This window comes from Hydrogenophaga sp. T2, assembly GCF_049843535.1.
In the GTDB taxonomy this organism is placed as follows: Bacteria; Pseudomonadota; Gammaproteobacteria; order Burkholderiales; family Burkholderiaceae_C; genus Hydrogenophaga; species Hydrogenophaga crocea.
Window position 1 is genome coordinate 154,212 of the sequence record NZ_JBBHZJ010000003.1, and the last position, 24,136, is coordinate 178,347.

The following is a 24,136-nucleotide window of genomic DNA, read 5'->3' on the forward strand; positions in this document are numbered from 1 at the left end:
CCCCGGGATTTCCCGCAGGTGTTCTGTTCCATCCTGGAACACGGCGCAGGGATTTCCCGCAATCCCCCGGGGCGCAGCGCCGCCATACTGGCCCGGTCAGCCACCGCCGCGACCATGACGCCGCCCAGCCGCCCCCTGTTCTTCCAGACCGCCGAACAGCGCACCGCGCTCGCGCGGCAGCGCTTTTTCGAAGAAGGCGAACGCCCCACGGGCCTGGTCAACGAGGCGGTCATCCAGTCGTGGATGCGCTGCACCGCGGCGCGCCGCAACGCGCAGGACCCGATCGGCTTCGACCCGGTGACGCGCAGCCGCATGCACGCGAGCCTGATGCGCAACCGCCAGCTGCTGCAGGCCGGCAACGAGGAACTGCAACAGCTCGCCACCGCCCTCAGCGGCACCAACTGCCGTGTGCTGCTCACCGACGCGCAAGGCGTGGTGATTCACGCCAGCGCGCCCCTGGGCTCGGTGGCGCAGCCGCTGATGCAGGTGGCCAGCCGCGTGGGCGTGAACCTGGCCGAAAGCGAGATCGGCACCACCGCGCCGGGCATCGTGGCGCGCGCGGCCATCGCCTGCACCGTCAACGGCGCCGAGCACTACCACGCCATGCTGCAGCACCTGCACTGCGCGGCCGCGCCGATCCGCGACGTGCACGGCCGCCTGGCTGGCGTGCTCGACGTGTCCATCGAAGGCGCGCCCTTCGGCTTCGACGCCGCCGCGCTTGTGGGCCTCTACGCGAGCACCATCGAGAACCGCCTGCTGCGCATGCAGTCGCCCGCGCACCTGGTGCTGCAGTTCCAGGCCAACCCCAAGGTGCTCGACACGCCGCTCGAAGGCCTGGCGGGCGTGGACATCGCAGGCCGGCTGGCCTGGCTCAACCCGGTGGCCCGGCGCCTCACGGGCGCCGATGCCGCGCTGCTGCCCGAAGCGGCCGAGGTGTTCGGCGTGCCGCTGGACACGCTGCTGGCCCTGCACCGCGAAAGCGTGCCGCGCGCGCTGCGCCTGCCCAACGGCCTCACGGTGTGGGTGCGCGCGCACCTGGGCCAGGGCGACGGGGTGGACTTCAACCGCGCGGTGGCCGCCGCGCAGCCGGCCGAAGCCATGCTCGCCCCCGCCGCGCCGGTGAACGCAACGGCCCCGGCCGCCACGCTCGACAACCACCGCGACCGCGTGATCGCCGAGACCGTGGCCGCCTGCGGCGGCAACATCGCGCGCGCGGCGCGCCAGCTCGGGGTGTCGCGCGGGTTGTTGTACCGGCGCTTGCGCGCACACGCCGCCGGCAGCGCGCCGCCCCCCGCAGACGTTTAACCGGGCGGGCGTTCGAGCAGCTGCTGCACCGCCTCGTGCAGCTTCGCCGCCCAGTCGCGGCGGTCCAGACCGTGGGCGCGTTGCGGCGTGCCGAAGCAAACCACCGCGCGCACCGTGTCCGAGCGCAGCGTGCGCCACACCGAGGCCACCAGGGTGTCGTCGCCGATGTAGACCGGCCCGGCGTGGCGCTGGCCGGTGCCGCGATCGACGTAGCGCAGCGCCATGGGCAGCGCGGGCGCGCTGGCCGAGATCGCGGCCTGCAGCAGGTTGGCGTGGAAGGGCAGCAGCGTCTGGCCGTCGCCCGTGGTGCCTTCGGGGAACACGGTGATCACGTCGCCCGCGCCGAGCCGCTCGGCCATGCGGTGCACCACGCGCATGGCGTCGCGCCGGCTCGCGCGTTCGATGTAGAGCGTGCCCGCGCCCGTGATGAGCGCGCCCAGCAGCGGCCAGCCCTGCACGTCGGCCTTGGAGACGAAGCGGCTCGGGTGCGCCGCGTTCATCACCAGGATGTCGAGCCACGAGATGTGGTTGCACACCTGCAGCAGCGGGCCGTGCGCGGGCACCTCGCCCTCCACGACGAGCTCGATGCCCATGATGGCCAGCATGCGGCGCGACCACTCGCGCACCACGAGCTGGCTCTGGCTGTGGCTAAGCCGGCCGAATTCGGTGCGGATGATCCACAGCCCTCGCACCACGTGGGCCAGGGCGCGGGCGGTGCGGCCGAGCGCACGCAGGTGGCTCATGCCGAGAACGCGACCTGCCCGCCCACCAGCGTGGCGCGCACCGACACCGGCAGCTCGTGGCCCTCGAAGGGCGTGTGCTTGCCCTGGCTGCGCAGCGCCGCGGGCGTCACGGTCCAGGGCGCGTCGGGGTGGAACACCACCACGTCGGCCGCGCCGCCCACCGCGAGCTGGCCCACGCTGGCCTGCAGCGTGCCCAGGCTGGCGCCCAGCACGCGCTGCGGCCCCTGCGTGAGCACGGCCAGCGCCTGCATGAGGCCCAGGCCTTCCTGCTGCGCCCAGGTGCAGGCCAGGCCCAGCAGCAGCTCCACCGCGGTGGCGCCGGGCTCGGCCTCGGCGAACGGCAGGGTCTTGGCGTCGCTGTCGATGGGGTTGTGGTCGGACACCAGCGCGTCGATGGTGCCGTCGGCGAGCGCGGCGCGCAATGCGTCGCGGTCGCGCTGCTGGCGCAGCGGCGGCTGCACGCGGAAGCGGCTGTCGTAGAAGCCGATGTCCACGTCGGTGAGGTGCAGGTTGTGCACGCTCACGTCGCAGGTCACGGGCAGGCCTTCGGCCTTGGCCGCGCGCACCAGGGCCACGCCGGCCGCGCTGCTCAGGCGGCACAGGTGCACGTGCACGCCGCCCTTGATGCCGCGCATGAGCTCGAACAGCGTGTGCAGCGCGATGGTTTCGGCCGCGGCCGGCACGCCCGAGAGGCCCAGGCGCGTGGCCAGCGGGCCGCTCGCGGCCACGCCCTTGCCCAGCCACAGGTCTTGCGGGCGCAGCCACACGGTGTAGCCGAAGGTGGCCGCGTACTGCAGCGCGCGCAGCAGCACCTGGGTGTTCTGGATCGGCACCTCGGCCTGGCCGAAGCCCACGCAGCCGGCCTCGGTGAGCTCGGCCATCTCGGTGAGCACCTCGCCCTGCAGGCCGCGCGTGAGCGCGCCCAGCGGGAACACGCGCGAGCGGTGCAGCTTCTCGGCGCGGAACTTGAGCATGTCCACCAGGCCCGGCTCGTCGAGCACGGGCTCGGTGTCGGGCGGCGTGACCAGCGCGGTGACGCCGCCGGCCACGGCCGCGGCGGTTTCGCTTTCGAGCATGCCCGCGTGTTCCTGGCCGGGCTCTTTCAGGCGCACGCCCAGGTCGACCAGGCCCGGCGCCACGACGCAGCCGCTGGCGTCGATTGCGCGCGTGGGATGGAAGTCGGCCGCGACCTGGCCGATGGCGATGATGCGACCGGCCGCGATCGCCACGTCGGCCATCTCGTCACGCCCGCTGGCCGGGTCGATCACGCGGCCGTTCTGGATCAGGATCTTCATGCTTCATTCCCCGCGACGATGCCCATGACCGCCATGCGCACCGCGATGCCGAAAGTGACCTGGGGCAGGATCACGCTCTGCGGGCCGTCGACCACGGCGGAGTCGATCTCGACGCCGCGGTTGATCGGGCCCGGGTGCATCACGATGGCGTCGGGCTTGGCCCACTTCAGGCGCTCGGGCGTGAGGCCGAAGCTCTTGAAGTACTCCTGGCTCGAAGGCAGCAGCGCCCCGCTCATGCGCTCGTTCTGCAAGCGCAGGGTGATCACCACGTCGCAGCCCCTGATGCCCTCTTCGAGCGTGTGGCACACGCGCACGCCCATGTGGGACAGGTCGCCGGGCACCAGGGTGCGCGGGCCCACCACACGCACGTCGGGGCAGCCCAGCGTGGTGAGCGCGTGGATGTCGGAGCGCGCCACGCGCGAGTGCAGCACGTCGCCCACGATCGCCACCGAGAGCTGGGTGAAGTCCTTCTTGTAGTGGCGGATGGTGTACATGTCGAGCAGGCCCTGCGTGGGGTGCGCATGGCGCCCGTCGCCCGCGTTGACCACGTGCACGTGCGGGGCCACGTGCTGCGCGATCAGGTAGGGCGCGCCCGACTCGCTGTGGCGCACGACGAAGATGTCGGCGGCCATGGCGCTCAGGTTGGCGATGGTGTCGAGCAGCGACTCGCCCTTGGCGGTGGAACTGCGCGCGATGTCGAGGTTGATGACGTCGGCGCTCAGGCGCGTGGCCGCGATCTCGAAGGTGGTGCGCGTGCGCGTGCTGTTCTCGAAGAACAGGTTGAACACGCTCTTGCCGCGCAGCAGCGGCACCTTCTTGACCTCGCGGTTGCTCACGCTGGTGAAGCCGGCCGCGGTGTCGAGGATGTGCGTGAGGATGTCGCGCGACAGGCCCTCGGTGGAGAGCAGGTGGATCAGCTCGCCGTTCTTGTTGAGCTGGGGGTTGCGTCGGGTGGTCATGAGGTCCGGTCCTCCAGCAGGAAGCGCAGCCGCCCGCCCTCGCCTTGCGCGAGCTCGAGCGAGGCGCCCGCGGGCACGGTCACGCGCGCGGCGCACAGGTCGGCGGCGATGGGCAGTTCGCGTCCGCCGCGGTCGGCCAGCACCGCGAGCGCCACGCGCGCGGGGCGGCCGTGGTCGTAGAGCTCGTTGAGCACGGCGCGCACGGTGCGGCCGGTGTAGAGCACGTCGTCGACCAGCAGCACGCTGGCGCCATTCACATCGAAGGGGATGTGGGTCTGCACGCTGCGCGCGAGGCCGCGCTGCGCGAAGTCGTCGCGGTGCATGGACGACGAGATCACCGCCACCGCGCCGGGGCGGCCCAGGTCGGCGTGCAGCCTTGCGGCGATCCAGGCGCCGCCGCTGGCGATGCCCACGAGCTGCAGCCCGGGTTCGGCCTGCACGCGCTCGCGCACCTGGCGCAGCAGTTCGGTGTAGAGCGCCTCGGCGTCGGGCGGGGCGGCGGTCTGGGTCAAGGCAGGCTCCTCAGAAACTGTTCCAGGATGATGCAGGCGGCTTCGGCGTCGGCGTCTTTGGCGCCGCGCGCGTGCGCTTCGGTGGTGCTGTAGCGCTCGTCGACCTCGAACACCGGCAGGCGGTGGCGCCCGCGCAGGCGGCGCGCGAACTTCTGCGCCATGGCGGTGTTGGCGTGCGGCGCGCCGTCGGGGTGGAAGGGCACGCCCACCACCAGCGCGTCGGGCTGCCATTCGTGGATGCGCGCGGCCGCGTGTTCGAGCCGCGCATCGCCCTGGGCCACGATGGTGGCCTGCGGCGTGGCGCTGCGCGTGAGGCGGTTGCCGCTGGCCACGCCGGTGCGCTGGGTGCCGACGTCGAAGGCCAGGAAGGTCTGGGCCGTGGTGGTCGCCGCGCTGGCCGCGGCGTCAGGCGTGGCCGGCATCGGGCGAGAGCCTCCAGGCTTGGTGCAGGCCGAGCAGCGCGAGCGCGCGCTCGTAGCGCTCGGCCACCGGCACGTCGAAGATCAGGTCGACGTCGGCCGGCACGGTGAGCCAGCTGTTCTCGGCAATCTCCGATTCGAGCTGGCCCTGCCCCCACGAGGCATAACCCAGCGAAACGAACACGCGGCGCGGGCCCGCGCCCGAGGACATGGCCTCGAGCACGTCCTTGGAGGTGGTCATCTCCAGCCCGCCGGGAATGGTGAGGGTGGACGCGTAGACCGTGTCCTCGGGGCCGCTCACGGCCTCGTGCAGCACGAAGCCGCGCTCGGTCTGCACCGGGCCGCCCTGGAACACGGGCAGGTCCATGAGGTCTTCGCGGTTGAGCTTGAGGTCGACCTTCTCGAACAGGCGCGGCAGCAGGATGTCGCTGGGCTTGTTGATCACCAGGCCGAGGGCGCCGCGCTCGCTGTGCTCGCACATGAACACCACGCTGCGCCCGAAAAGCTCATCGTTCAAGCCGGGCATCGCGATCAGGAAATGGTGGGTCAGGTTGATCGGAGCAGAATCGGCGGCCATAAAGGCGATTTTAGGATGAGCGAATTCGACAGCGGTTTGATGTGGTTCCGTCGCGACCTGCGGTCAAGCGACAACGCGGCCCTGCACCACGCCCTGCGCCGCTGCCGGCGTGTGTGGTGCGTGTTCGTGTTCGACCGCGACATCCTCGATCCGCTGCCGCGTGCCGACCGCCGGGTGGAGTTCATCCGCGAATCGCTGGTGGGGCTGGACGCTTCGCTGCGTGCCCTGGGCGCCGCCCACGGCCACGCCGACACCGGCCTGATCGTGCTGCACGCGCCCGCCACCCGGGCCATCCCCGAACTCGCGCAGCGCCTGCAGGTGCAGGCGGTGTTCACCAACCACGACGACGAGCCCGCGGCGCTGGCGCGCGACGCGCGCGTGTTCGGCGAGCTCGCGCACCAGGGCGTGATCCTGCGCAGCTTCAAGGACCACGTGGTGTTCGAGCGCCGCGAGGTGCTGACCCAGGCCGGCCAGGCCTTCGGCGTCTTCACGCCCTACAAGAACGCCTGGCTCAAGGCGCTCACGCCCTTCTACCTCAAGGCCTACCCGATCGAGCGCCACGCAGGCGCGCTCGCGCCGCTGCCCGAGACACTGAACCGCCCCGTGCCCACGCTGGCCGACATCGGCTTTGAGCCGACCAACCTGTCCAAGCTGCCCATGCCCACGGGCGAGGCCGGCGCGCAGGCGCTGTTCGACGATTTCCTGCAGCGCATCGACGGCTACACCGAGGCCCGCAACTACCCGGCCGTCAAGGGCCCGAGCTACCTCAGCGTGCACCTGCGCTTCGGCACGGTGTCGGTGCGCGCGCTGGCCTCGGCCGCGCACCTGCTGCACCAGCAGGGCAATGCCGGGGCCACGAGCTGGCTGTCGGAGCTGGTCTGGCGCGACTTCTACCACCAGATCCTGGCCAACTTCCCGCACGTGGTCGAGCGCAGCTTCAAGCCCGAGTACGACGCGGTGCGCTTCGAACACGGCAAGGCCGCACAGGCGAAGTTCCAGGCCTGGTGCGAGGGCCGCACCGGCTACCCGCTGGTGGACGCGGCGATGGCGCAGATCAACCAGACCGGCTACATGCACAACCGGCTGCGCATGGTGGTGGCGAGCTTTCTCGTGAAAGACCTCGGCATCCACTGGCAGTGGGGCGAGCGCTACTTCGCCGAGAAGCTGATCGACTTCGACCTCGCGGCCAACAACGGCGGCTGGCAGTGGGCCGCATCCACCGGCTGCGACGCGCAGCCCTGGTTCCGCATCTTCAACCCGGTGACGCAGAGCGAGAAGTTCGACCCGCAGGGCCGCTTCATCCGCCGCTACCTGCCGCAGCTGGCAGGCCTGCCCGACGCCGCGATCCACGCGCCCTGGATGGCCAACGCGGTGGAGCTCGCGGCCGCGGGCATCACGCTGGGCGAGACCTACCCGCTGCCCATCGTGGACCACGCGGCGGCGCGCGAGAAAACGCTGGAGCGCTACGCGGTCGTGAAAAAACAGAACCCGGCCTGAGCATGCGCCCCCACGCTCCGCACTGCGTGTCGTCGCTGCCCCCCGAGGGGGCGAGGCCTTGCTTGGGGCGGCCCGGCGCGGCGGCCTGACGGGCTCTGCGCCGTACGGCCGGGCTCAGGCGTCGGCCGTGGCGCGCGCGTAGCGGGCCACGAGCGCGAGCAGTTCCTCTTCGGAGTACGGCTTGCCCAGGTAGTGGTCCACCCCGAGTTCGCGCGCGTGTTCGCGGTGCTTCTCGGCGATGCGCGAGGTGATCATCACCACCGGCAGGTCGCTCAGGCGCGCGTCGTTGCGGATGTTGCGCACCAGGTCGAAGCCGTCCATGCGCGGCATCTCGATGTCGGACAGCACCACGCTCGGGCGCTCGGCCTGCAGGCGTTCCAGGGCTTGCAGGCCGTCGGCCGCGAGCGCCACGCGGTAGCCCTCGCGCTGCAGCAGGCGCTGCGTGACGCGACGCACCGTGATCGAGTCGTCGACCACCAGCACCAGCGGCACGTGCGCCATCGCGGCGTCGGCGGGGTTGTCGGCGACGGCCCCGGCCTGTTGCGGCAGGGCCTGCTGCGCGCGCACCCAGTCGGCCACCTGCGGGCCGTACACGGTGGACAGCGCCACCGGGTTGTAGATCAGTGCCACCGCGCCCGAGGCGAGCACCGACATGCCGGCCAGGCCGGGCAGGCGCGAGAGCTGCGAGCCCAGGTTCTTGACCACCACTTCCTGGTTGCCCAGCACCTCGTCGACGTGCATGGCCACGCGCTGCGCGGCGCTTCGGAAGATCACCACGGGCAGCGTGCGGTGCGTTTCCTGCGACTGCGCGGACGATTGCAGCAGCGCGCCGCCCCAGTAGAAGGGCACGTCTTCACCGCCGTGCGGCAGCTGGCCGCTCGCGTAGGCGGCCTGCAGCTCGGCCGGCGACAGGCGCCGCACGATCTCGACCACGTTGGAGGGCACGCCGAAAGCCAGCTCGCCCACGCGCAGCATCACCACCTGCGTCACCGCGGTGGTGAGCGGCAGCACGAGCTTGAACTCGGTGCCCTGGCCGGGCCGGGTGGCGGTCTCGATGCGGCCGCCGAGCGCGAGCACGTCGTTGCGCACCACGTCCATGCCGATGCCGCGGCCCGCGAGCTCGGACACCTCGCGGGCGGTGCTCAGGCCGGGCTCGAAGATCAGTTGCGCGGCCTGGGCGTCGTCGAGCACCGTGTCGGTAGCCAGCAGGCCGGCTTCCACGGCTTTTTCGCGCAGGCGCGCGGTGTCGATGCCCGCGCCGTCGTCGGCGAACACCAGCGACACGTCGTTGAGTTCCTGCTGCAGGCGGATCTCGATGCGGCCTTCGGCCGGCTTGCCCTGCTGCTCGCGCCGCTCCGGGGCTTCAATGCCGTGCGCCACGTGGTTGCGCAGCAGGTGTTCGAAGGCGCCGGTCATGCGGTCGAGCACGCCGCGGTCCATTTCGATGTTGCCGCCCGCGATGTCCAGGCGCACCTGCTTGCCGGTTTCCTTGGAGGCCTGACGCACCACGCGGTACAGGCGCTCGGAAATGCCTTCGAACTCCACCATGCGCGTGCGCAGCAGGTCGCGCTGCAGCTCGCGCGTCTGGCGCGCCTGGGCCACGAGGTTGTCTTCGGTGGCTTCCACCGCGCGCTGCAGGTTGCGCTGCACCGTGGCCACGTCGTTCACCGACTCGGCCATCATGCGGGTGAGCTCCTGCACGCGCGTGAAGCGGTCGAACTCGAGCGGGTCGAACGACTGGTTGACGTCGCGCGCCTGGGCCAGGCGCGATTGCATCTGGCTCTCGGCCTGCAGCTCGATGTCGCGCAGCTGCTGGCGCAGGCGGTCGAGGTTGCCCGTGAGGTCCTTGAGCGAGGTGCGCAACGTGAGGATCTCGGCCTCCATGCGCGAGCGCGAGATGATCACCTCGCCGGTCTGATTCACCAGGCGGTCGAGCAGCTCGGGCCGCACGCGCACGGCAGCGCCGCTGCGCGTGGCGAGCTGCGCGGGCGCCACCGGGGCCACGAACTGCGGACCGATCGGCGTGCCCGGCACGGGCGCGGGCGCGGCCTCGGCCGGCGCGGCCACAGGGGCTTCGGGCGGCACGGCCTCGGGCAGCGACTGCACCACCGCGCCGGTGGCGGCGTCGGGGTGGCGCAGCTGCTCGAAGCGCGCGTTGATGGCGTCGAAAATCTCCTGCAGCACCTGCACGTCGCTGGAGCGCTGCACATCGGAGCCCAGGCGCTCGGCCGCGGTCTCCATGCGGTGGGCCATTTCGCCCAGCCGCAGCGCGCCGGCCAGGCGGGCGCTGCCCTTGATGGTGTGCAACGTGCGCAGCACCTCGCCGCGCGCGCTGGTGTTGTCGGGCCGCGCGACCCACTGGCGCAGCGCCGAGGCCAGTTGGGGCAGCAGCTCCTGCGCTTCCTCGGCAAAGATCGGGAAGAGGTCGACGTCGATGGTGTCGACCGCGTCGATGTCGTCGTCGATGTCCTGGTGGACCGAGGGCACCGGCTCGGCCGGTGCGAGCGGGGCCAGGGGCTCGGGCGCCAGCGCCCCCCAGCCGGTCGAAACCGGCTCGGGCTCGGGCGTGGGCAGCGGTTGCGGTTCGGCCAGGGGTTCGGGCTCGGGCGCGCCGTCCTCGGGCGCGTCGTCGTGCGCGAGCAGCTCGACCTCGTCGGTCAGTTGCAGGAACACCGCGTCGTGGCCATTGGCCGCCACGGGCGCCGCGGGGGCCTCGAAGGCTTCAGGCTCGTGCAGCACACGCTGCAGCTCGGCGAGCACCTGGGGATCGGCTTCTTTGAGGAAACCGGCCGCGAACTGGTGCAGCAGGCGGCGGATGTCGTCGGCCGCGGCCACGAACACCGCGCCGAGCGCGGGCGCCGCGACGGTGCCGGTGTTCTGCCGCGCGGCCACGGCCTCGAGCGCGTGTTCGAGCGCGCGCGACACGCCCGACAGCGAATCGAAGCCGACCGTGGCCGACGCGCCGGCCAGCGAATGGGCCAGGGCCTCGGCGGGCTCGGGCAGCGGCGCATGGGTTTCAAGCGCCCACTCGGACAGCACGGTGCCGAGCCGGCGCGACCATTCGTCGGCCTCGTTGAGGAACACGTTGTAGAGCTTGTGCCCGATGCGCAGCGGGCCGATCTCGCGCACCTGTTCGTCGGGCGACTCGGCCGCCGCGGCCTCGGCCACGACCACTTCGGGCGGCAGCGGCTCGACCACGGGCGGCTCGGTGAGTTCGATTTGTTCGATGTCCGCGAAGCCCGACTCCACCGCGTCGCGCGGGAAGTCTTCGATGGCGTCGAACTCGGGCATCACGCGGCGGTCCGGGCCGGGTTCGGCGGAGGCCTCGGGCTCGGGCTCAGGCTCGGCGGCGGACAACACGGGTTCGGGCTCGGCCACGGACATCTCGGACACGGGCTCGGGCTCGGGCTCGGGCTCGGGCTCGGCCACAGGCATCGCGGCCAGCAGGTCGAGGTCGGTGTCGGCGAGCAGCGGCGCGTGTTCGTGATCGGGCAGCGCCTCGGTCGGGGCGATCGCCTCGGGCGCCAGCGGTTCGGGCGCCAGCGGTTCGGACACGACGGGTTCGGCCAGGAGCGGCTCGGACACGGCCGGCCCGTCCGCCACCGGCTCGGGCAGCGGCGCGAACGCGCTCACCGTGGTGCGGATGGGCACCCACACGCCCTGCTCGCGCAGGGCCTCGGCGCTCACGCGGAAGGGGTGCGAACGCCAGGTGTCGGCCTGTTGCGCGCCGATCGCCTGCACCCATTGTTCGAAGCGGTCGAGCGCCTCGCCCGACAGGCCCAGCAAGGCGTCGCTGGCCGCGCGCTGTTCGGCCAGCACGGCGTTGAGCAACTGCTCCATGGCCCAGGCGGCCTCGCCGAACTCGTTGAGGCCGACCATGCGCGAGCTGCCCTTGAGCGTGTGGAAGGCGCGGCGCAGGGTCGTGAGGTGGTCGAGGTCGGCGCCGTCGTCGCGCAGGCGGGCGATGGCCTCGCGGCCATTGGCCACGACCTCGCGCGCCTCCTCCAGGAAGATGTCGAGCAGTTCGCCTTCGTCGCCCTCGTCGGCGTCGCCTGCCGGGGCGGCCGGCGTTTCGGCGGGCGCGGCCTGCGCGGCCGAGGCGACCTCGGTCAGGCCCACGAGGGCCTGCGCGGCCTGCAGCGCGTCGTCGCGCACCACGGCCTCGGCGGCCTCGCGTGCGGCCTTGGCCATGGACGGCTGTTCGGCCAGCGCGGCCTGCTCGGCCAGCGAGCCGAGCTGCTGGCTCAGGCCGCTGAGGTCGTCGATGCCGCCGAAGACGCTGTCGACCACGTCGCGCACGCCGTCCTGCAGGGCCTCGGCGTCGGCCTGGGCCGCGGGCGCGCGGTCGCGACCCACGCTCGCGCGGCCCATGAGCGCCACCAGGCCGCCCTGCGCTTCGTCGTACACGAAGAGCTTCTTGGCCAGCGCCGGCTGGTAGCTGAGCATGTCGACGAGGAAGCTCAGCGAGCTCAGGTTGTCACCGAGCTGCTGGAAGGTGCCGGCCTCGCGCGCGCGGCCTTCGTCGACCTCGGTGTCGAGGATCTGCTCGACCCGGTTGCGCATGCTCGCGACCGCCTGCACCGCGTGGTCCAGCCCCAGCACCGAGAGCACGCCGCGCATCTGGGCAAGCTGCGTGGCGGCCACGTGCAGGCCGCCTTTTTCGTTCGGGTGGCGGAAGAAGTGGTCGAGCGACTTCTCGACTTCGGCCAGCGAGACCTTGAGCTCGTCGACCACGCTGCCCATGGTCTGGCGATCGCTCACGCGGCGGTAGAGCTGCTCCATCCAGTCGTCGAGCGGGCGCGGCGGCTGGCCGTCGATGACGCCGTTGAGGCGATCGGCGAGGTCTTGCGTGCGCGTGGCCAGCGCGGGGTCGGTCGGGTCGAAGTCGTCGAACGCGGCTTCGAGGTAAAGGGTGGTGGTGGCGACTTCCATCGCCAGCTCGGGGCGCGCACCGCCGGGCTCGTTCACGGCGCGGTCGGTGGCCTTCACCAGGGCCGCGGCCAGCGGCGCGCTGGCCGGGTGCAGGCGCAGCAGCGATTCGCCGATGAGGCCGAACTGATCGACCACCTGGCGCGCGCGCGAGCTGTCGCCGCCCGAGAACAGCGACCACGCCTCTTTGGCGGCGTTCATGCGCTTGCGCGCCTGGGCCAGCACCGCGGGGTCGTAGCGGCCCAGCGTGGCCTGGTGGTAGTCGGCCGCGCGGTAGGCGTCGAGGCCGCTGGCCGCGCGCACCGGCCCGAGGTGGGCCGAGGGCTGGCCCTCGCGCACGGGCGTCTGGGCGCAGAAGAACAGCAGGTCGTGCAGCAGGGTTTCCGACACCTGGGCCGAGCCCGAGGCGAGCTGCCCGAACTGCATGAGCAGGCGCGAGGTGGCGCGTTTCGCGTAGACGTCGAAGCCCAGGCCGTGCGAGGCCACACCCTCGAAGAAGGCCGCGGCCACCCGCCAGAAGGTGCGCTGGCGCGGCTCGCCCGCCCCGGCCGACAGGCCGGCGCAGAGCTTGGAGAGCTGCTGGCAGGCCGCCACGCTTTGCGTCTTCACGGCCAACAGGATCAGGCGGTCGAACAGCGAGCGCACGGCCGGCGCCGGTTCGAGCGGCTTCACGCCCTCGGGCGCGGGCAGATCGAGGTGGCGCAGGTCGGCGTCCCACAGATCGGCGGGGTGGATGCGTTCGGCGCCCGCCACCTCGAGCACCTCGCGGTACTGGTGGAACAGGGCCACCGGCTGCACCGGCTTGTGGTTGAGGACCGCCTCGAGGTATTCGATCAGCGCGAAGCTCGCGCGCTCGACGCGGCCCGCCGCGTCTTCGTTGCAGGTGTCGGGCTTCTGCACGAAGCGCTGCACCGCCGATTCCATGGCGCGCAGCACCTGGGCCGGCGCCGCCAGACCCACCACCTCGAGCGCGCCCACCGCCTGGTGCAGCTGCTGGCGCGCGATGCGCAGCGCCGCCGGGTCCACGGCCTCGAGGTCGCTGTGGCGTGCCTGATCGTTCTCGCGCACGAAACGCCGGATCGCCTTGTTCGCACCGTCGAGCGACTTGCGCAGTTCCTCGAAGACCCAGGCCAGCGGGCCCAGGTCGGCAACGGGGAGGTCCTGGAGAACGGAATCGGTCGCTTCGGCCATGGTGTGATCAGTGGGTCAGCGGAACACAGGGGCGGGATGTCAGGCGATCTTGAACCGCGCCACCGACTGGCGCAGTTCCTCGGCCATGGCCGACAGCTCTCGCACCTGCTGGGCCGTGGAGCGCGTGCCCTCACCGGTCTGCTCGGTCACCGCGAAGATGTGCTGGATGTTGCCCGCCACCTCGTTGGCCGATTCGGCTTCCCGCGAAGCGGCGTTCGAGATCTGTTCAATGAGGTCGGCCAGGCGGCGCGACACGCGGTCGATCTCGGACAGCGCGGTGCCCGCGTTGTCGGACAGCTTGGCCCCCTCGACCACACCCTGCGTGGAGCGCTCCATGGCGGCCACGGCGTCCTGGGTGTCGGTCTGGATGGCCTTCACGAGCGCCGCGATCTGGCGCGTGGCGTCGGCCGAGCGTTCGGCCAGGCGCTGCACCTCTTCGGCCACCACCGAGAAGCCGCGGCCCGCTTCACCGGCCGACGCGGCCTGGATGGCGGCGTTCAGGGCCAGCACGTTGGTCTGTTCGGTGATGTCGGAAATGAGCTCGGTGATCTCGCCGATCTCCTGCGAGGACTCGCCCAGGCGCTTGATGCGCTTGGACGTTTCCTGGATCTGGTCGCGGATGGCGTTCATGCCACCGATGGCGTCCTGCACGGCCTTCAGGCCCGATTCGGCGGCGCTCAGCGAGGCACGCGCCACATCGGCCGATTCCTGCGCCTGGTTGGACACCTGGTTGATGCGCTGCGCCATGTCGAGCACCGATTGGCCGGTTTCGCGGATCTCGCGCAGCTGTTCGGTGGAGGCGGCGAGCAGCTCGGTGGAGGTGTTTTCCACCGCCGACGTGGTTTGCGCCACGCGCGTGGCCGTGGCCTGCACGTTGCCCACCAGCGAGCGCAGTTCTTCCACCGTGTAGTTCACCGAGTCGGCGATGGCACCGGTGATGTCCTCGGTCACGGTGGCTTCCTGCGTGAGGTCGCCTTCGGCCACCGTCTGCAGTTCGTTCATGAGGCGAAGAATGGCGGCCTGGTTGGCGTCGTTGACGCGCTTGGCTTCCTGCTCCTGCGCCTCGGCAGCGAGCCGCTGCGATTCGGCCACGAGCTGGCGCTGGCGGCTGTCCTGCAGCTGCACGTAGGCCAGGCCGCCGGCGCAGGCGAGCGCGAAGGCCGCGGACAGCGCCAGGGCCAGCAGCGAGCCGGCGCCCAGGCCCGAGCGGCCCGAGAGGTCTTGCTGCAGCTTCTCGAGGCCCACACGCAGCTTCTCGCTGTCGGCCACGATGGCGGCCTGCGCTTCGCGCGCAGACACCAGGCCCTGCAGGTTGCCCAGGATGGCGCCGGCCTCGGTGCGGGTGGCTTCGTAGGCCTGCAGCAGCGCGCGCAGGCGCTCGCGCACCTGCTCGTCGCGCGCCGGCGCCAGGCGCAGTTCCTGGCTGCCATTGAGCAGGCCCTCGCTGACCTCCTTGAAGGTGATCAGGTCTTTGCCGAGCAGGAACACGGCCTCGGGGCTCACGCCCTCGAGCGTGAGGAATTCGTTGGCCGACTTGCCGATGCGCTGCGTGAGCATCACGAGCTGGCCGGAGGCGGAGATCTCGGCCGCGGGCGCGTTCTGCTGCAGCTTGAGCGAAGCGATGGTCTCGGCGATCTCGAGCAGGTCGGACGACTGGCGGTTGATGGTGCGCAGCGCCGTGCCCACCTGGGTCAGCGTGGCCTGCTGGCCCAGCACCGTGGCGGCGTTGCGCTCGGCGTCGTCCACCGGCGCCATCAGCGGCTCGAGCGAGCTGCCCAGCTCGCCACCGAGCGGCTCCAGGCCCATGGTGTTGTCGCCCTGCTTGAGGCCGCGCACGCTGGCGGCCAGCACGGTGGAGCTCTCGCGCACCTCCGGGAAGGCCGAGGGGCTGCCCACCAGGGCCTGCGACACGCTCTTGGCCAGGCGCTGCGACTGCATCAGGGCCTGACCGCTGGCCGCCACCTGCTGGCTGACCTTGTTGGTCTGGCTCAGGATGAAGAAGGTGATGCCGCCGAGCACCAGCAGCGCCAGCGCGAGCAGCACGGCGAGCGTGCGCTGGTGCTGTTCGGCGGGCTTGCGGCCCAGCAGCGGCAGCGAGACCAGCGCTTCCTTGGGGGCGTCGCCGTCGTCGTCGGTGATCAGCAGGTTGTCGCCCAGGTCGCCGCCGTTGTCGTCGGGCGCCAGCCGGGCCGCCGCGATCTCGGCGATGTCCAGGTCGGTCGCCTTCGACAGGTCGGGCTCGTCGGCGTCTTTGCCCTTCTTGGAGAAAAGACCCTGAAAGCGATCCAGCGTGGCCATGTGATTACCTTCCAACTCAGAACGGGTGACGGATACAGGGTGTGCCGTGCGACGGCATCGACATCAGGCCGCTATGGCCAGGAACTCGGGCTCGTTGACGAGCAGTTGCAGGTCCAGTTCGAGCCAGGACTGTCCGCTCTCATCGATCAGCACGCGGGTGGCGTACGGCGGCGCGTCCGCCGGGCGGTCGGCGACCGCGCGGAAGGCGCCGGGGTTGCGCAGGCCCAGCAGGCGGTCGATCCACAGCACCGCGTTGAGGCCGAGGGCGCCGTGCAGGCTCACCAGGCGCGAATCGGAGGTGATGCGTTCGGCAGGCCGCACGGGACTGCGCGCCGCATCGCCGCGCAGCAGGGCCGCGAGGTCGATGACGCCGTGCACGCCGCCGCGCAGGTTGGCCACGCCGACGTACCAGGGCTTGGTGTACGGCACGGGCTGCACCGTCGACCAGGGAAAGATTTCGCCCGATTGCACCAGGGGCAACAGCAGCCGCTGACCGCCGGCCTCCAGGGCCAGCCAGGTCGCGGTCACGGACTCGGTCTTGGCGGCCGTGAGCCGTTGCGCCAGGCGTTCCTGCAGTTCCTTGAGCGACTGTCGTTTGGGCATGCTGGGTGGATCGGGTTCCCGTGGGCGCTCAGGCGAGCGCGCGGATCTTGGACAGCAGCTCTTCGCCGTTGACCGGTTTGGTGACGTAGTCGCGAGCGCCCTGGCGCATGCCCCAGACCCGGTCGGTTTCCAGGTTCTTGCTGGTGCACATGACGATGGGAATGCTCGAGAACTGCGGGTCGCGCGTGATGGCACGCGTGAGCTGAAAACCATTCTGGCCGGGCATCACCACGTCCATCAGGATCAGGTCGGGCTTTTCCTCGCCAAGACGACGGAAGGCCTCGTCGGCGTTCTCGGCGGTGCGCACCGTGTAGCCGTTTTTGCTCAGCAGGTCCGAGAGCACCATGAGTTCGGTTTTGGAATCGTCGACGACGAGGATCTTCTGGATGGGCATCAGGACACTCCGTTGAATTGCACGCCGAACTGCTGCACGGCCTGCAGCAGCTGGTCTTTGGTGAAGGGCTTGGTGAGGTAGTCCTGCGAGCCGACCATGCGGCCGCGGGCCTTGTCGAAGACACCGTCCTTGGAGGACAGCATGACGACGGGAATGCCGGCGAAGCGGGCGTTGCGCTTGATGATGGCGCAGGTCTGATAGCCGTCGAGGCGCGGCATCAGGATGTCGCAGAAGATCAGATCGGGCTGGTAGTCGTTGATCTTGGCCAGGGCGTCGAAGCCGTCGTCGGCCAGCAGGACCTCATGGCCGCCCTGCTTCAGAAAAATCTCGGCACTGCGCCGGATGGTGTTGCTGTCGTCGACGACAAGAACCTTCAGGGCGGACGTTGCGCTCACGATGGACGGGCTCCTCAAACCATCCGTGACGGCGTGGCCAGCCCACCCCGTCACACGGAAAACCGGTTATCGAGCGAGGGCCCGTCAACCGGTCAGATCTGCACCATTTCGAAGTCTTCTTTTCGGGCGCCGCACTCGGGGCAGGTCCAGTTCATGGGCACGTCGGCCCATGCGGTGCCCGGCGCAACGCCGTGCTCGGGTGCACCCGCGGCTTCGTCGTAGATCCAGCCACAGATCAGGCACATCCAAGTCTTGCTATCGGTCATGGTTACTAGAGGCGGTATCGTAGAATGCAAGAATTGTATCTAGCCTGTTCAAGCGCTCTGCGGCGCAATTTCTCAGGCGAATGGACGCGACACTGACGCGTGCTCGGCACGCCACGGGTTGAGCCACCCCGGCCCACGATCCCCCACCATGTCCTCCTCCCCTTCCGAACCCGTCTCCCCCGACCAGCCCGGCGAGGCCTCGCTGCCGTGCGTCATGAGCTTCAACGCCAACGACCCGAGCGGCGCGGGCGGCCTCAGCGCCGACCTCACCGCCATGTCCAGCGCCTCGGCCCATGTGCTGCCGGTGGTCACCGGCACCTACGTGCGCGACACCACCGCGGTGCGCGACCACATCGCCTTCGACGAGGAGGCCGTGCTCGACCAGGCGCGCTGCGCTCTCGAAGACATGCCCGTGCAGGCCTTCAAGGTGGGCTTCGTGGGTACGCCCGAGAACCTGAGCGCGATCGCCCAGATCACGAGCGATTACGCCGAGGTGCCGGTCATCACCTACATGCCCGACCTCTCCTGGTGGGACGAGCTCGAAATCGAAACCTACCTGGACGCCTGCACCGAACTGCTGCTGTCGCAGACCACGGTGCTGGTGGGCAACCACAGCACGCTGTCGCGCTGGCTGCTGCCCGACTGGGAGGGCGACCGCCCGCCCGGCCCGCGCGAGGTGGCCCGCGCCGCCGCGGTGCATGGGGTGTCGTACACCCTGGTGACCGGCTTCAACGCCGCCGACCAGTTCCTCGAAAGCCACCTGGCCTCGCCCGAAACCGTGCTCGCCACCGCGCGCTACGAGCGCTTCGAAGCCACCTTCAGCGGCGCCGGCGATACGCTGTCGGCCGCGCTGTGCGCGCTGATCGCGGGCGGCGCCGACCTGCAGAACGCCTGCGCCGAAGCGCTCACCTACCTCGACCAGTGCCTGGACGCGGGCTTCCAGCCCGGCATGGGCAATGCCGTGCCCGACCGCCTGTTCTGGGCCCACGACGACGACGAGGAGCCCGAGGACGCCCCGGCCGCCGAACCCGCGTCGGACAGCACGCTCGACGCCGACGATTTCCCCCTCGACACCACCCGCCACTGACCGATCGCCCATGACCGACCGCAATGCCGAACTGTTCGAGCGCGCCAAGGCGCTGATTCCCGGGGGCGTGAACTCGCCCGTGCGCGCCTTCCGCGCCGTGGGCGGCACGCCGCGCTTCGTGCAACGCGCCCAGGGCGCCCACTTCTGGGACGCCAACGGCCGGCGCTACATCGACTACATCGGCTCCTGGGGCCCGATGATCCTGGGCCACGGCCACCCCGCGGTGGTCGAGGCAGTGCAGAAGGCCGCGCTCGACGGCTTCTCGTTCGGCGCCCCCACCGAGCGCGAAGTGGCGCTGGCCGAGGCCATCGTCGAACTCGTGCCCAGCCTCGAGATGGTGCGCCTGGTGAGCTCGGGCACCGAGGCCGGCATGAGCGCCATCCGCCTCGCGCGCGGCGCCACCGGCCGCAAGAAGATCGTCAAGTTCGAGGGTTGCTACCACGGTCACGCCGATGCGCTGCTGGTCAAGGCCGGCTCGGGCCTGGCCACCTTCGGCAACCCCACCAGCGCGGGCGTGCCCCCCGAGGTGGTGCAGCACACCCTGGTGCTCGAATACAACAACCTCGAGCAGCTCGAGGCCGCCTTCGCCGAGCACGGCGCCGACATCGCCTGCCTGATGATCGAGCCGATCGCGGGCAACATGAACTTCGTGCGCGCCAGCGTGCCCTTCATGACGCGCTGCCGCGAGCTCTGCACCAGGCACGGCGCCCTGCTGGCCTTCGACGAGGTCATGACGGGTTTCCGCGTGGCGCTGGGCGGCGCGCAGAGCGTCTACGCGAAACTCATCCCCGGCTTCGAACCCGACATGACGGTGATGGGCAAGGTCATTGGCGGCGGCATGCCGCTGGCCGCCTTCGGCGGCAAGCGCGCGGTGATGGAGCAGCTCGCGCCGCTGGGTCCGGTCTACCAGGCCGGCACGCTCTCGGGCAACCCGGTGGCCACGGCCTGCGGCCTGGCCACGCTGGCCGAGATCCGCAAGCCCGGCTTCTTCGACGCCCTGTCGGCGCGCACGCGTTCGCTGGTCGACGGCCTGACGGCCGAAGCACAGGCGGCCGGCGTGCCCTTCTGCGGCGACAGCGAGGGCGGCATGTTCGGCTTCTTCCTCATGCCCGAGCTGCCGCAGAACTACCAGACCGTGATGAAGACCGACGGCGCGCGCTTCAACGCGCTGTTCCACGGCCTGCTCGATCGCGGCGTGTACATCGCCCCGGCGCTGTACGAGGCCGGCTTCGTGAGCGCGGCCCACAGCGAGCAGGACATCGCCGACACCCTGTCGGCCGCGCGCGAGGCCTTGCGCCAGTTGCCGCGCTGAGCGCCGGCCACCGCGGCGCGCTCAGCGCGCCAGCCGCGTGAGGCTGAAAGCCCCGGCCAGGCAGGCCAGGCCGGCGGCCAGGCCCAGGGCCACGAAAGGCCCGTGGCCCTGCGCGGGCGGCCACAGGCTGAACACGGTGGCCGCGGCCATGGCCCCGATCAGGTGACCCGTGAGGCGCGCGGCGCTCTGCATGCCCCCGGCGCCGCCGCTGCGATGGGCCGGCGCCGAGGTCACGATGGTGTGGTTGTTGGGCGACTGGAACAGGCCGAAGCCCGCCCCGCACAACAGCAGGCCCACGACGATGCGCGGCACGCCTGCGGTGTCGGGCAACACGGCCAGCAAGGCCAGGCCCAGCGACATCGTGCCCAGGCCCAAGCCGCCCAGCAGACCGGCCGGCACCCGCCCGATCAGGCGGCCCGCGAACGGCGCCACCGCGATGGTCGCGACCGGCCAGGCCATCATCAGCAGACCGGTTTCCCAGTGGCTGCGGCGCAGCAGGTCGAGAAACAGGAAGGGCAGCGACACGTAGGCCAGCATCTGTGCGCTGAACGCGCTCACCGAGGTGCACATGGACAAGGCGAACACACGGATGCGCAACAGGTCGAGTGGCAGCAGGGGCGTGGCCTGCACCAGTTGCCGCCGCACATACACCGCGCCCACCAGCAGGCCCGCGACCAGCAGGGCGGCGGCCAGGTCGCCGCGCAGCCAGCCGCCGTGCGCGCCCTGCCCCGTGGCCAGCGCGTCGACCCCGAGGAACACCAGCCCGAAGGTGAGCACATTCAGCACCACGTCGAGCGGGCCGACCCGGCTCGCCACCGCGCCGGCATGGTCCGGCAGCGCGTGCGCGCCCATCCACAGCAGCCACAGGCCCACGGGGACGTTCACCGCGAACAGCCAGGGCCAGTCGGCCACCGACAGCACCGCCGCCGCGAGCGAGGGCCCGAGCACCGAGGCCGAGGCCACCACCATGGAATTGAGCGCGATGCCGCGCCCCAGCAGCGCACGCGGATAGGTGGCGCGCACCAGCGCGAGGTTGACGCTCATCATGCCGGCGGCCCCCAGGCCCTGCACGAAGCGCATGGCCGCCAGCCAGAACAGGCTGGGCGCGAGCGCACAGGCCAGCGAGGCCAGCGTGAACAGCGCCGTGCCCGCGAGGTACACACGCCGGTAGCCCAGACGGTCGCCGAGCGAGGCCAGCGGCAGCAGCACGCACAGCACCGCGAGCTGGAAGGCGTTGACCACCCAGATCGCGCTCTCGGGCGGGGCGCCGAAATCGGACGCCAGCGTGGGCAGCGCGAGGTTGACCAGGGTGCTGTCGAGCACCGCCATGGCGATGCCCACGAGGATCACGAGCACCGCCCAGCGGCGCTGCGGCTGCGGCAGGCCGTCGGGCAAGGAACGCTCAGTGGCGGAAATGGCGCACCCCGGAGAACACCATCACCACGCCGCGCTCGTTCGCGGCGTCGATGACCTCCTGGTCGCGCATGGAGCCGCCGGGCTGGATCACGCAGCTCGCGCCCGCGTCCACCACCACGTCGAGGCCGTCGCGGAAGGGGAAGAAGGCGTCGCTGGCCACCGCCGTGCCCTGGAGCGAGAGCTTGGCGTGTTCGGCCTTGATGCTCGCGATGCGCGCGGAATCGAGGCGGCTCATCTGGCCCGCGCCCACGCCCATGGTCATGCCGTCCTTGCAGAACACGATGGCGTTGGACTTGACGAACTTGGCCACCTTCCAGGCGAACATGAGGTCGTCGAGCTGCTGCGCCGTGGGCTGCAGCTTCGTGACCACCTTGAGGTCTTCGCGCTGCAGCACGTGGTTGTCGGCGCTCTGGATCAGCAGGCCCGAGCCCACGCGCTTGACGTCGCTCAGGTTCAGGCCCTTGTCCCAGGCCGTGGGGCCGCCGGGCGGCAGATCGATCTGCAGCACGCGCACGTTGGCCTTGGCCTTGAACACGGCGAGCGCCTCGGGCGTGTAGCCGGGCGCCATCAGCACCTCGACGAACTGCTTGCTGATGGCCTCGGCCGCCGCGCCGTCGAGCGGGCGGTTGAGCGCGATGATGCCGCCGAAGGCGCTCGTGGGATCGGTCTGGAAGGCCTTCTGGTAGGCCTGAAGCGGGCCCTCGCCCACGGCCACGCCGCAGGGGTTGGCGTGCTTGACGATCACGCAGGCCGGCGCGTCGAAGCTCTTGACGCATTCCCAGGCCGCGTCGGCGTCGGCGATGTTGTTGTACGAAAGCTCCTTGCCCTGCAACTGCTTCGCGGTGACCAGCGAGCCGGGCGCGGGGTACAGGTCGCGGTAGAAGGCCGCGGTCTGGTGCGGGTTCTCGCCGTAGCGCAGGTCTTGCAGCTTGATGAAGCGGCCGTTGGACTGGCCCGGGTAGGCGCTGCGCGTGGGCACCTCGGCGGCCTCGTCGAATTCAATGGCCGAGAGGTAGTCGCTGATCGCGCCGTCGTACTGGCTGATGCGGTTGAAGGCGGCGACCGACAGCGCGAAGCGCGTCTTGAGCGAGAGCGTGCCGCCGGCCTTGAGCTCGTCGATCACGGCCGCGTACTGCGAAGCGTCGGTGAGCACGGCCACGTCACGCCAGTTCTTGGCCGCGCTGCGCACCATGGCCGGGCCGCCGATGTCGATGTTCTCGATCGCGTCGGCCAGCGTGCAGCCGGGCTTGGCCACGGTGGCCTCGAAGGGGTAGAGGTTGACCACCAGGATGTCGATGGTGGCGATACCGTGTTCCTGGAGCGCGGCCATGTGCTCGGGCAGGTCGCGGCGCGCCAGCAGGCCGCCATGCACCTTGGGGTGCAGCGTCTTCACGCGGCCATCGAGCATCTCGGGAAAGCCGGTGACCTCGGCCACCTCGGTCACGGGCAGGCCCTGCTCGGCCAGCAGCTTGGCGGTGCCGCCGGTGGACAGCAGTTGCACGCCGAGCGTGTGCAGCGAGCGGGCGAGATCGACGATGCCGGTCTTGTCGGAAACGGAGAGAAGGGCGCGCATGGGAGTTCGGAGGAAAAGAAAAAGGGTCAGTCGATCAGGCCGTGCTCGAGCAGCTTCTTGCGCAGCGTGTTGCGGTTGAGGCCCAGCCATTGCGCCGCGCGCGACTGGTTGTGCTGCGCCTGCTCCATCACCACCTCGAGCAGCGGGCGCTCGACCGCGCGCACCAGCATGTCGTGCAGGTTCGCGGGCTCGGTGCCGTCGAGGTCACGGAAATAGGCTTGCAGGCTGTCGCGGACGCAGGCGTCCAGCGGGTTGCCCGAGGGGTGCTTCTTGTTGCTCATTCGGTGGCCTAGGCGGCGAGTTTCCAGGCGGGCGACGCGGCGGCATCGATCCAGGCATCGAAGGCGTCGGCCACCACGCGGCGCTGCGCGTCGATGGTGGTCGTGGCGTTCACACGGCTGCGGAAATCGCTCACCTGTTCGCGCGTCAGCGGCAGCGACTGCGCGTACCAGCCCAGGTGCTTGCGCGCGCTGCGCACGCCGGTGTTCTCGCCGTAGAGACTGTAGTGGTCGTCGAGGTGCTCGAGCAGCCAGCCCCGCACCTCGGCGAGGTCGGGCGCGGGCAGCGGTTCGCCCGTGGCCAGGAAGTGCGCGATCTCGCGGAAGATCCAGGGCCGGCCCTGGGCCGCGCGGCCGATCATGATGGCATCGGCCCCGGTGCGCTGCAGCACCTCGCGCGCGCGCTCGGGCGAGTCGACGTCGCCATTGGCGACCACGGGAATGCGCACGCGGCTCTTGATCAGCGCCACCGTGTCGTGCTCGGCCTCGCCGCGGTAGCCCTGCTCGCGCGTGCGACCGTGCACGGTGAGCATCTGCACGCCCGCGGCCTCGGCGGCCAGCGCCAGCACGGGCGCGTTGCGCGCGCTGTCGCACCAGCCGGTGCGCATCTTGAGCGTCACCGGCACGCCGTGCGGCGCACAGGCCTGCACCACGGCCTCGACGATGGCGATGGCCAGCGCTTCGTCCTGCATGAGCGCGCTGCCGGCCCACTTGTTGCAGACCTTCTTGGCCGGGCAGCCCATGTTGATGTCGATGATCTGCGCGCCGCGGTCGATGTTGTAGCGCGCGGCGTCGGCCATCATGGCCGCGTCGGTGCCCGCGATCTGCACCGCGATCGGCGCCGCCTCGCCCTCGTGGTTGGCGCGGCGTGACGTCTTGAGGCTGTCCCACAGGTCGCGCCGGCTCGTCACCATCTCGCTCACGGCGTAGCCCGCACCCAGCCGCTTGCACAGCTTGCGGAACGGCCGGTCCGTCACGCCCGCCATGGGCGCGACAAAAAGGGCATTGGGCAGGCGGTAGGGCCCGATCTGCATGGCGATGGGAGAATGTGGCGGTCTTGTCGGCGCCGCGGGCCCCTGCGGGCGGG

The 24,136-nt window shown here is 71.0% G+C and carries 20 protein-coding genes; 4 read left to right on the top strand and 16 right to left on the bottom strand.

What is annotated here, in order from left to right:
• The first annotated feature begins 114 nt into the window (after positions 1–114).
• Positions 115–1,305 (top strand): helix-turn-helix domain-containing protein, encoded by a 1,191-nt coding sequence (locus tag WDZ95_RS07825; RefSeq protein WP_425777504.1) that lies wholly within the window; start codon positions 115–117, stop codon positions 1,303–1,305.
• On the opposite strand, the gene WDZ95_RS07830 is transcribed toward WDZ95_RS07825, so the two are convergent.
• The 6 genes from WDZ95_RS07830 to WDZ95_RS07855 are packed head-to-tail and all read right to left on the bottom strand — an operon-like array spanning position 1,302 to position 5,810.
• Positions 1,302–2,048 carry a lysophospholipid acyltransferase family protein gene (locus WDZ95_RS07830; RefSeq protein WP_425777506.1) on the bottom strand — a complete coding sequence of 249 codons (747 nt, stop codon included), beginning with the start codon at positions 2,046–2,048 and terminating at the stop codon, positions 1,302–1,304. The genes WDZ95_RS07825 and WDZ95_RS07830 overlap by 4 nt on opposite strands.
• Positions 2,045–3,343, bottom strand: coding sequence for a dihydroorotase (locus tag WDZ95_RS07835; RefSeq protein WP_425777508.1), 1,299 nt, complete (start codon positions 3,341–3,343; stop codon positions 2,045–2,047). The genes WDZ95_RS07830 and WDZ95_RS07835 overlap by 4 nt, the downstream gene beginning before the upstream one ends.
• The gene (locus WDZ95_RS07840) at positions 3,340–4,302 is read right to left on the bottom strand and encodes an aspartate carbamoyltransferase catalytic subunit (RefSeq protein WP_166227458.1); all 963 of its coding nucleotides are present in this window, start codon (positions 4,300–4,302) and stop codon (positions 3,340–3,342) included. The genes WDZ95_RS07835 and WDZ95_RS07840 overlap by 4 nt, the downstream gene beginning before the upstream one ends.
• Positions 4,299–4,814 carry a bifunctional pyr operon transcriptional regulator/uracil phosphoribosyltransferase PyrR gene (pyrR, locus tag WDZ95_RS07845; RefSeq protein ID WP_287468720.1) on the bottom strand — a complete coding sequence of 172 codons (516 nt, stop codon included), beginning with the start codon at positions 4,812–4,814 and terminating at the stop codon, positions 4,299–4,301. The genes WDZ95_RS07840 and pyrR overlap by 4 nt, the downstream gene beginning before the upstream one ends.
• Positions 4,811–5,236 carry a Holliday junction resolvase RuvX gene (gene ruvX / locus WDZ95_RS07850; protein ID WP_166227460.1) on the bottom strand — a complete coding sequence of 142 codons (426 nt, stop codon included), beginning with the start codon at positions 5,234–5,236 and terminating at the stop codon, positions 4,811–4,813. The genes pyrR and ruvX overlap by 4 nt, the downstream gene beginning before the upstream one ends.
• A complete protein-coding gene (locus WDZ95_RS07855) occupies positions 5,220–5,810 on the bottom strand; it encodes a YqgE/AlgH family protein (RefSeq protein WP_166227461.1) in 591 nt (196 codons plus the stop codon). The genes ruvX and WDZ95_RS07855 overlap by 17 nt, the downstream gene beginning before the upstream one ends.
• A 15-nt stretch (positions 5,811–5,825) precedes the next feature.
• On the opposite strand from WDZ95_RS07855, the gene WDZ95_RS07860 reads away from it, so the two are divergent.
• The gene (locus WDZ95_RS07860) at positions 5,826–7,307 is read left to right on the top strand and encodes a cryptochrome/photolyase family protein (protein ID WP_425777512.1); all 1,482 of its coding nucleotides are present in this window, start codon (positions 5,826–5,828) and stop codon (positions 7,305–7,307) included.
• Between the two features lie 114 nt (positions 7,308–7,421).
• Here the strand turns inward: WDZ95_RS07860 and WDZ95_RS07865 are convergent, their stop codons facing one another.
• The 6 genes from WDZ95_RS07865 to WDZ95_RS07890 all read right to left on the bottom strand — a co-directional run bounded on the left by WDZ95_RS07865 (position 7,422) and on the right by WDZ95_RS07890 (position 17,383).
• On the bottom strand, positions 7,422–13,427 hold the full coding sequence (locus WDZ95_RS07865) for an Hpt domain-containing protein (RefSeq protein WP_425777514.1): 6,006 nt from the start codon (positions 13,425–13,427) through the stop codon (positions 7,422–7,424).
• 39 nt (positions 13,428–13,466) lie between these two features.
• Positions 13,467–15,725, bottom strand: a complete 2,259-nt coding sequence (locus WDZ95_RS07870) for a methyl-accepting chemotaxis protein (RefSeq protein WP_425777516.1) — start codon at positions 15,723–15,725, stop codon at positions 13,467–13,469.
• Positions 15,726–15,788: 63 nt separating this feature from the next.
• Positions 15,789–16,328: a chemotaxis protein CheW gene (locus WDZ95_RS07875; protein WP_425777518.1), complete on the bottom strand. Its 540-nt coding sequence runs from the start codon at positions 16,326–16,328 to the stop codon at positions 15,789–15,791.
• 28 nt (positions 16,329–16,356) lie between these two features.
• The gene (locus WDZ95_RS07880) at positions 16,357–16,722 is read right to left on the bottom strand and encodes a response regulator (protein WP_166227466.1); all 366 of its coding nucleotides are present in this window, start codon (positions 16,720–16,722) and stop codon (positions 16,357–16,359) included.
• Positions 16,722–17,117, bottom strand: coding sequence for a response regulator (locus WDZ95_RS07885; protein ID WP_420810286.1), 396 nt, complete (start codon positions 17,115–17,117; stop codon positions 16,722–16,724). The genes WDZ95_RS07880 and WDZ95_RS07885 overlap by 1 nt, the downstream gene beginning before the upstream one ends.
• Positions 17,118–17,209: 92 nt before the next feature.
• On the bottom strand, positions 17,210–17,383 hold the full coding sequence (locus tag WDZ95_RS07890) for a rubredoxin (RefSeq protein ID WP_166227467.1): 174 nt from the start codon (positions 17,381–17,383) through the stop codon (positions 17,210–17,212).
• 148 nt (positions 17,384–17,531) lie between these two features.
• Between WDZ95_RS07890 and thiD the strand changes: the two genes are divergently transcribed.
• Positions 17,532–18,470, top strand: coding sequence for a bifunctional hydroxymethylpyrimidine kinase/phosphomethylpyrimidine kinase (thiD, locus tag WDZ95_RS07895; RefSeq protein WP_425777521.1), 939 nt, complete (start codon positions 17,532–17,534; stop codon positions 18,468–18,470).
• Positions 18,471–18,480: 10 nt separating this feature from the next.
• Positions 18,481–19,782, top strand: a complete 1,302-nt coding sequence (hemL, locus tag WDZ95_RS07900) for a glutamate-1-semialdehyde 2,1-aminomutase (protein ID WP_425777523.1) — start codon at positions 18,481–18,483, stop codon at positions 19,780–19,782.
• A 21-nt stretch (positions 19,783–19,803) separates the two neighbouring features.
• On the opposite strand, the gene WDZ95_RS07905 is transcribed toward hemL, so the two are convergent.
• The 4 genes from WDZ95_RS07905 to dusB are packed head-to-tail and all read right to left on the bottom strand — an operon-like array spanning position 19,804 to position 24,083.
• Positions 19,804–21,177 (bottom strand): MFS transporter, encoded by a 1,374-nt coding sequence (locus WDZ95_RS07905; RefSeq protein ID WP_425777525.1) that lies wholly within the window; start codon positions 21,175–21,177, stop codon positions 19,804–19,806.
• 7 nt (positions 21,178–21,184) lie between these two features.
• Entirely contained in the window at positions 21,185–22,771 is a 1,587-nt protein-coding gene (purH, locus tag WDZ95_RS07910; RefSeq protein ID WP_425777527.1) for a bifunctional phosphoribosylaminoimidazolecarboxamide formyltransferase/IMP cyclohydrolase, read from the bottom strand.
• A 26-nt stretch (positions 22,772–22,797) separates the two neighbouring features.
• Positions 22,798–23,052, bottom strand: a complete 255-nt coding sequence (locus WDZ95_RS07915) for a Fis family transcriptional regulator (RefSeq protein ID WP_166227471.1) — start codon at positions 23,050–23,052, stop codon at positions 22,798–22,800.
• A gap of 8 nt (positions 23,053–23,060) precedes the next feature.
• Complete coding sequence (dusB, locus tag WDZ95_RS07920) at positions 23,061–24,083, bottom strand: tRNA dihydrouridine synthase DusB (protein WP_425777530.1); 1,023 nt, start codon at positions 24,081–24,083, stop codon at positions 23,061–23,063.
• Positions 24,084–24,136 lie beyond the last annotated feature (53 nt).

Bases quoted from the DNA above. Each gene is read 5' to 3' on its own strand.
- WDZ95_RS07870 (WP_425777516.1), bottom strand. From the start codon at position 15,725: ATGGCCACGCTGGATCGCTTTCAGGGTCTTTTCTCCAAGAAGGGCAAA.
- thiD (WP_425777521.1), top strand. From the start codon at position 17,532: ATGTCCTCCTCCCCTTCCGAACCCGTCTCCCCCGACCAGCCCGGCGAG.
- WDZ95_RS07865 (WP_425777514.1), bottom strand. From the start codon at position 13,427: ATGGCCGAAGCGACCGATTCCGTTCTCCAGGACCTCCCCGTTGCCGAC.
- WDZ95_RS07890 (WP_166227467.1), bottom strand. From the start codon at position 17,383: ATGACCGATAGCAAGACTTGGATGTGCCTGATCTGTGGCTGGATCTAC.
- hemL (WP_425777523.1), top strand. From the start codon at position 18,481: ATGACCGACCGCAATGCCGAACTGTTCGAGCGCGCCAAGGCGCTGATT.
- WDZ95_RS07835 (WP_425777508.1), bottom strand. From the start codon at position 3,343: ATGAAGATCCTGATCCAGAACGGCCGCGTGATCGACCCGGCCAGCGGG.
- dusB (WP_425777530.1), bottom strand. From the start codon at position 24,083: ATGCAGATCGGGCCCTACCGCCTGCCCAATGCCCTTTTTGTCGCGCCC.
- WDZ95_RS07915 (WP_166227471.1), bottom strand. From the start codon at position 23,052: ATGAGCAACAAGAAGCACCCCTCGGGCAACCCGCTGGACGCCTGCGTC.
- WDZ95_RS07855 (WP_166227461.1), bottom strand. From the start codon at position 5,810: ATGGCCGCCGATTCTGCTCCGATCAACCTGACCCACCATTTCCTGATC.
- WDZ95_RS07825 (WP_425777504.1), top strand. From the start codon at position 115: ATGACGCCGCCCAGCCGCCCCCTGTTCTTCCAGACCGCCGAACAGCGC.
- WDZ95_RS07875 (WP_425777518.1), bottom strand. From the start codon at position 16,328: ATGCCCAAACGACAGTCGCTCAAGGAACTGCAGGAACGCCTGGCGCAA.
- WDZ95_RS07840 (WP_166227458.1), bottom strand. From the start codon at position 4,302: ATGACCACCCGACGCAACCCCCAGCTCAACAAGAACGGCGAGCTGATC.
- WDZ95_RS07860 (WP_425777512.1), top strand. From the start codon at position 5,826: ATGAGCGAATTCGACAGCGGTTTGATGTGGTTCCGTCGCGACCTGCGG.
- purH (WP_425777527.1), bottom strand. From the start codon at position 22,771: ATGCGCGCCCTTCTCTCCGTTTCCGACAAGACCGGCATCGTCGATCTC.
- WDZ95_RS07880 (WP_166227466.1), bottom strand. From the start codon at position 16,722: ATGCCCATCCAGAAGATCCTCGTCGTCGACGATTCCAAAACCGAACTC.
- ruvX (WP_166227460.1), bottom strand. From the start codon at position 5,236: ATGCCGGCCACGCCTGACGCCGCGGCCAGCGCGGCGACCACCACGGCC.
- WDZ95_RS07830 (WP_425777506.1), bottom strand. From the start codon at position 2,048: ATGAGCCACCTGCGTGCGCTCGGCCGCACCGCCCGCGCCCTGGCCCAC.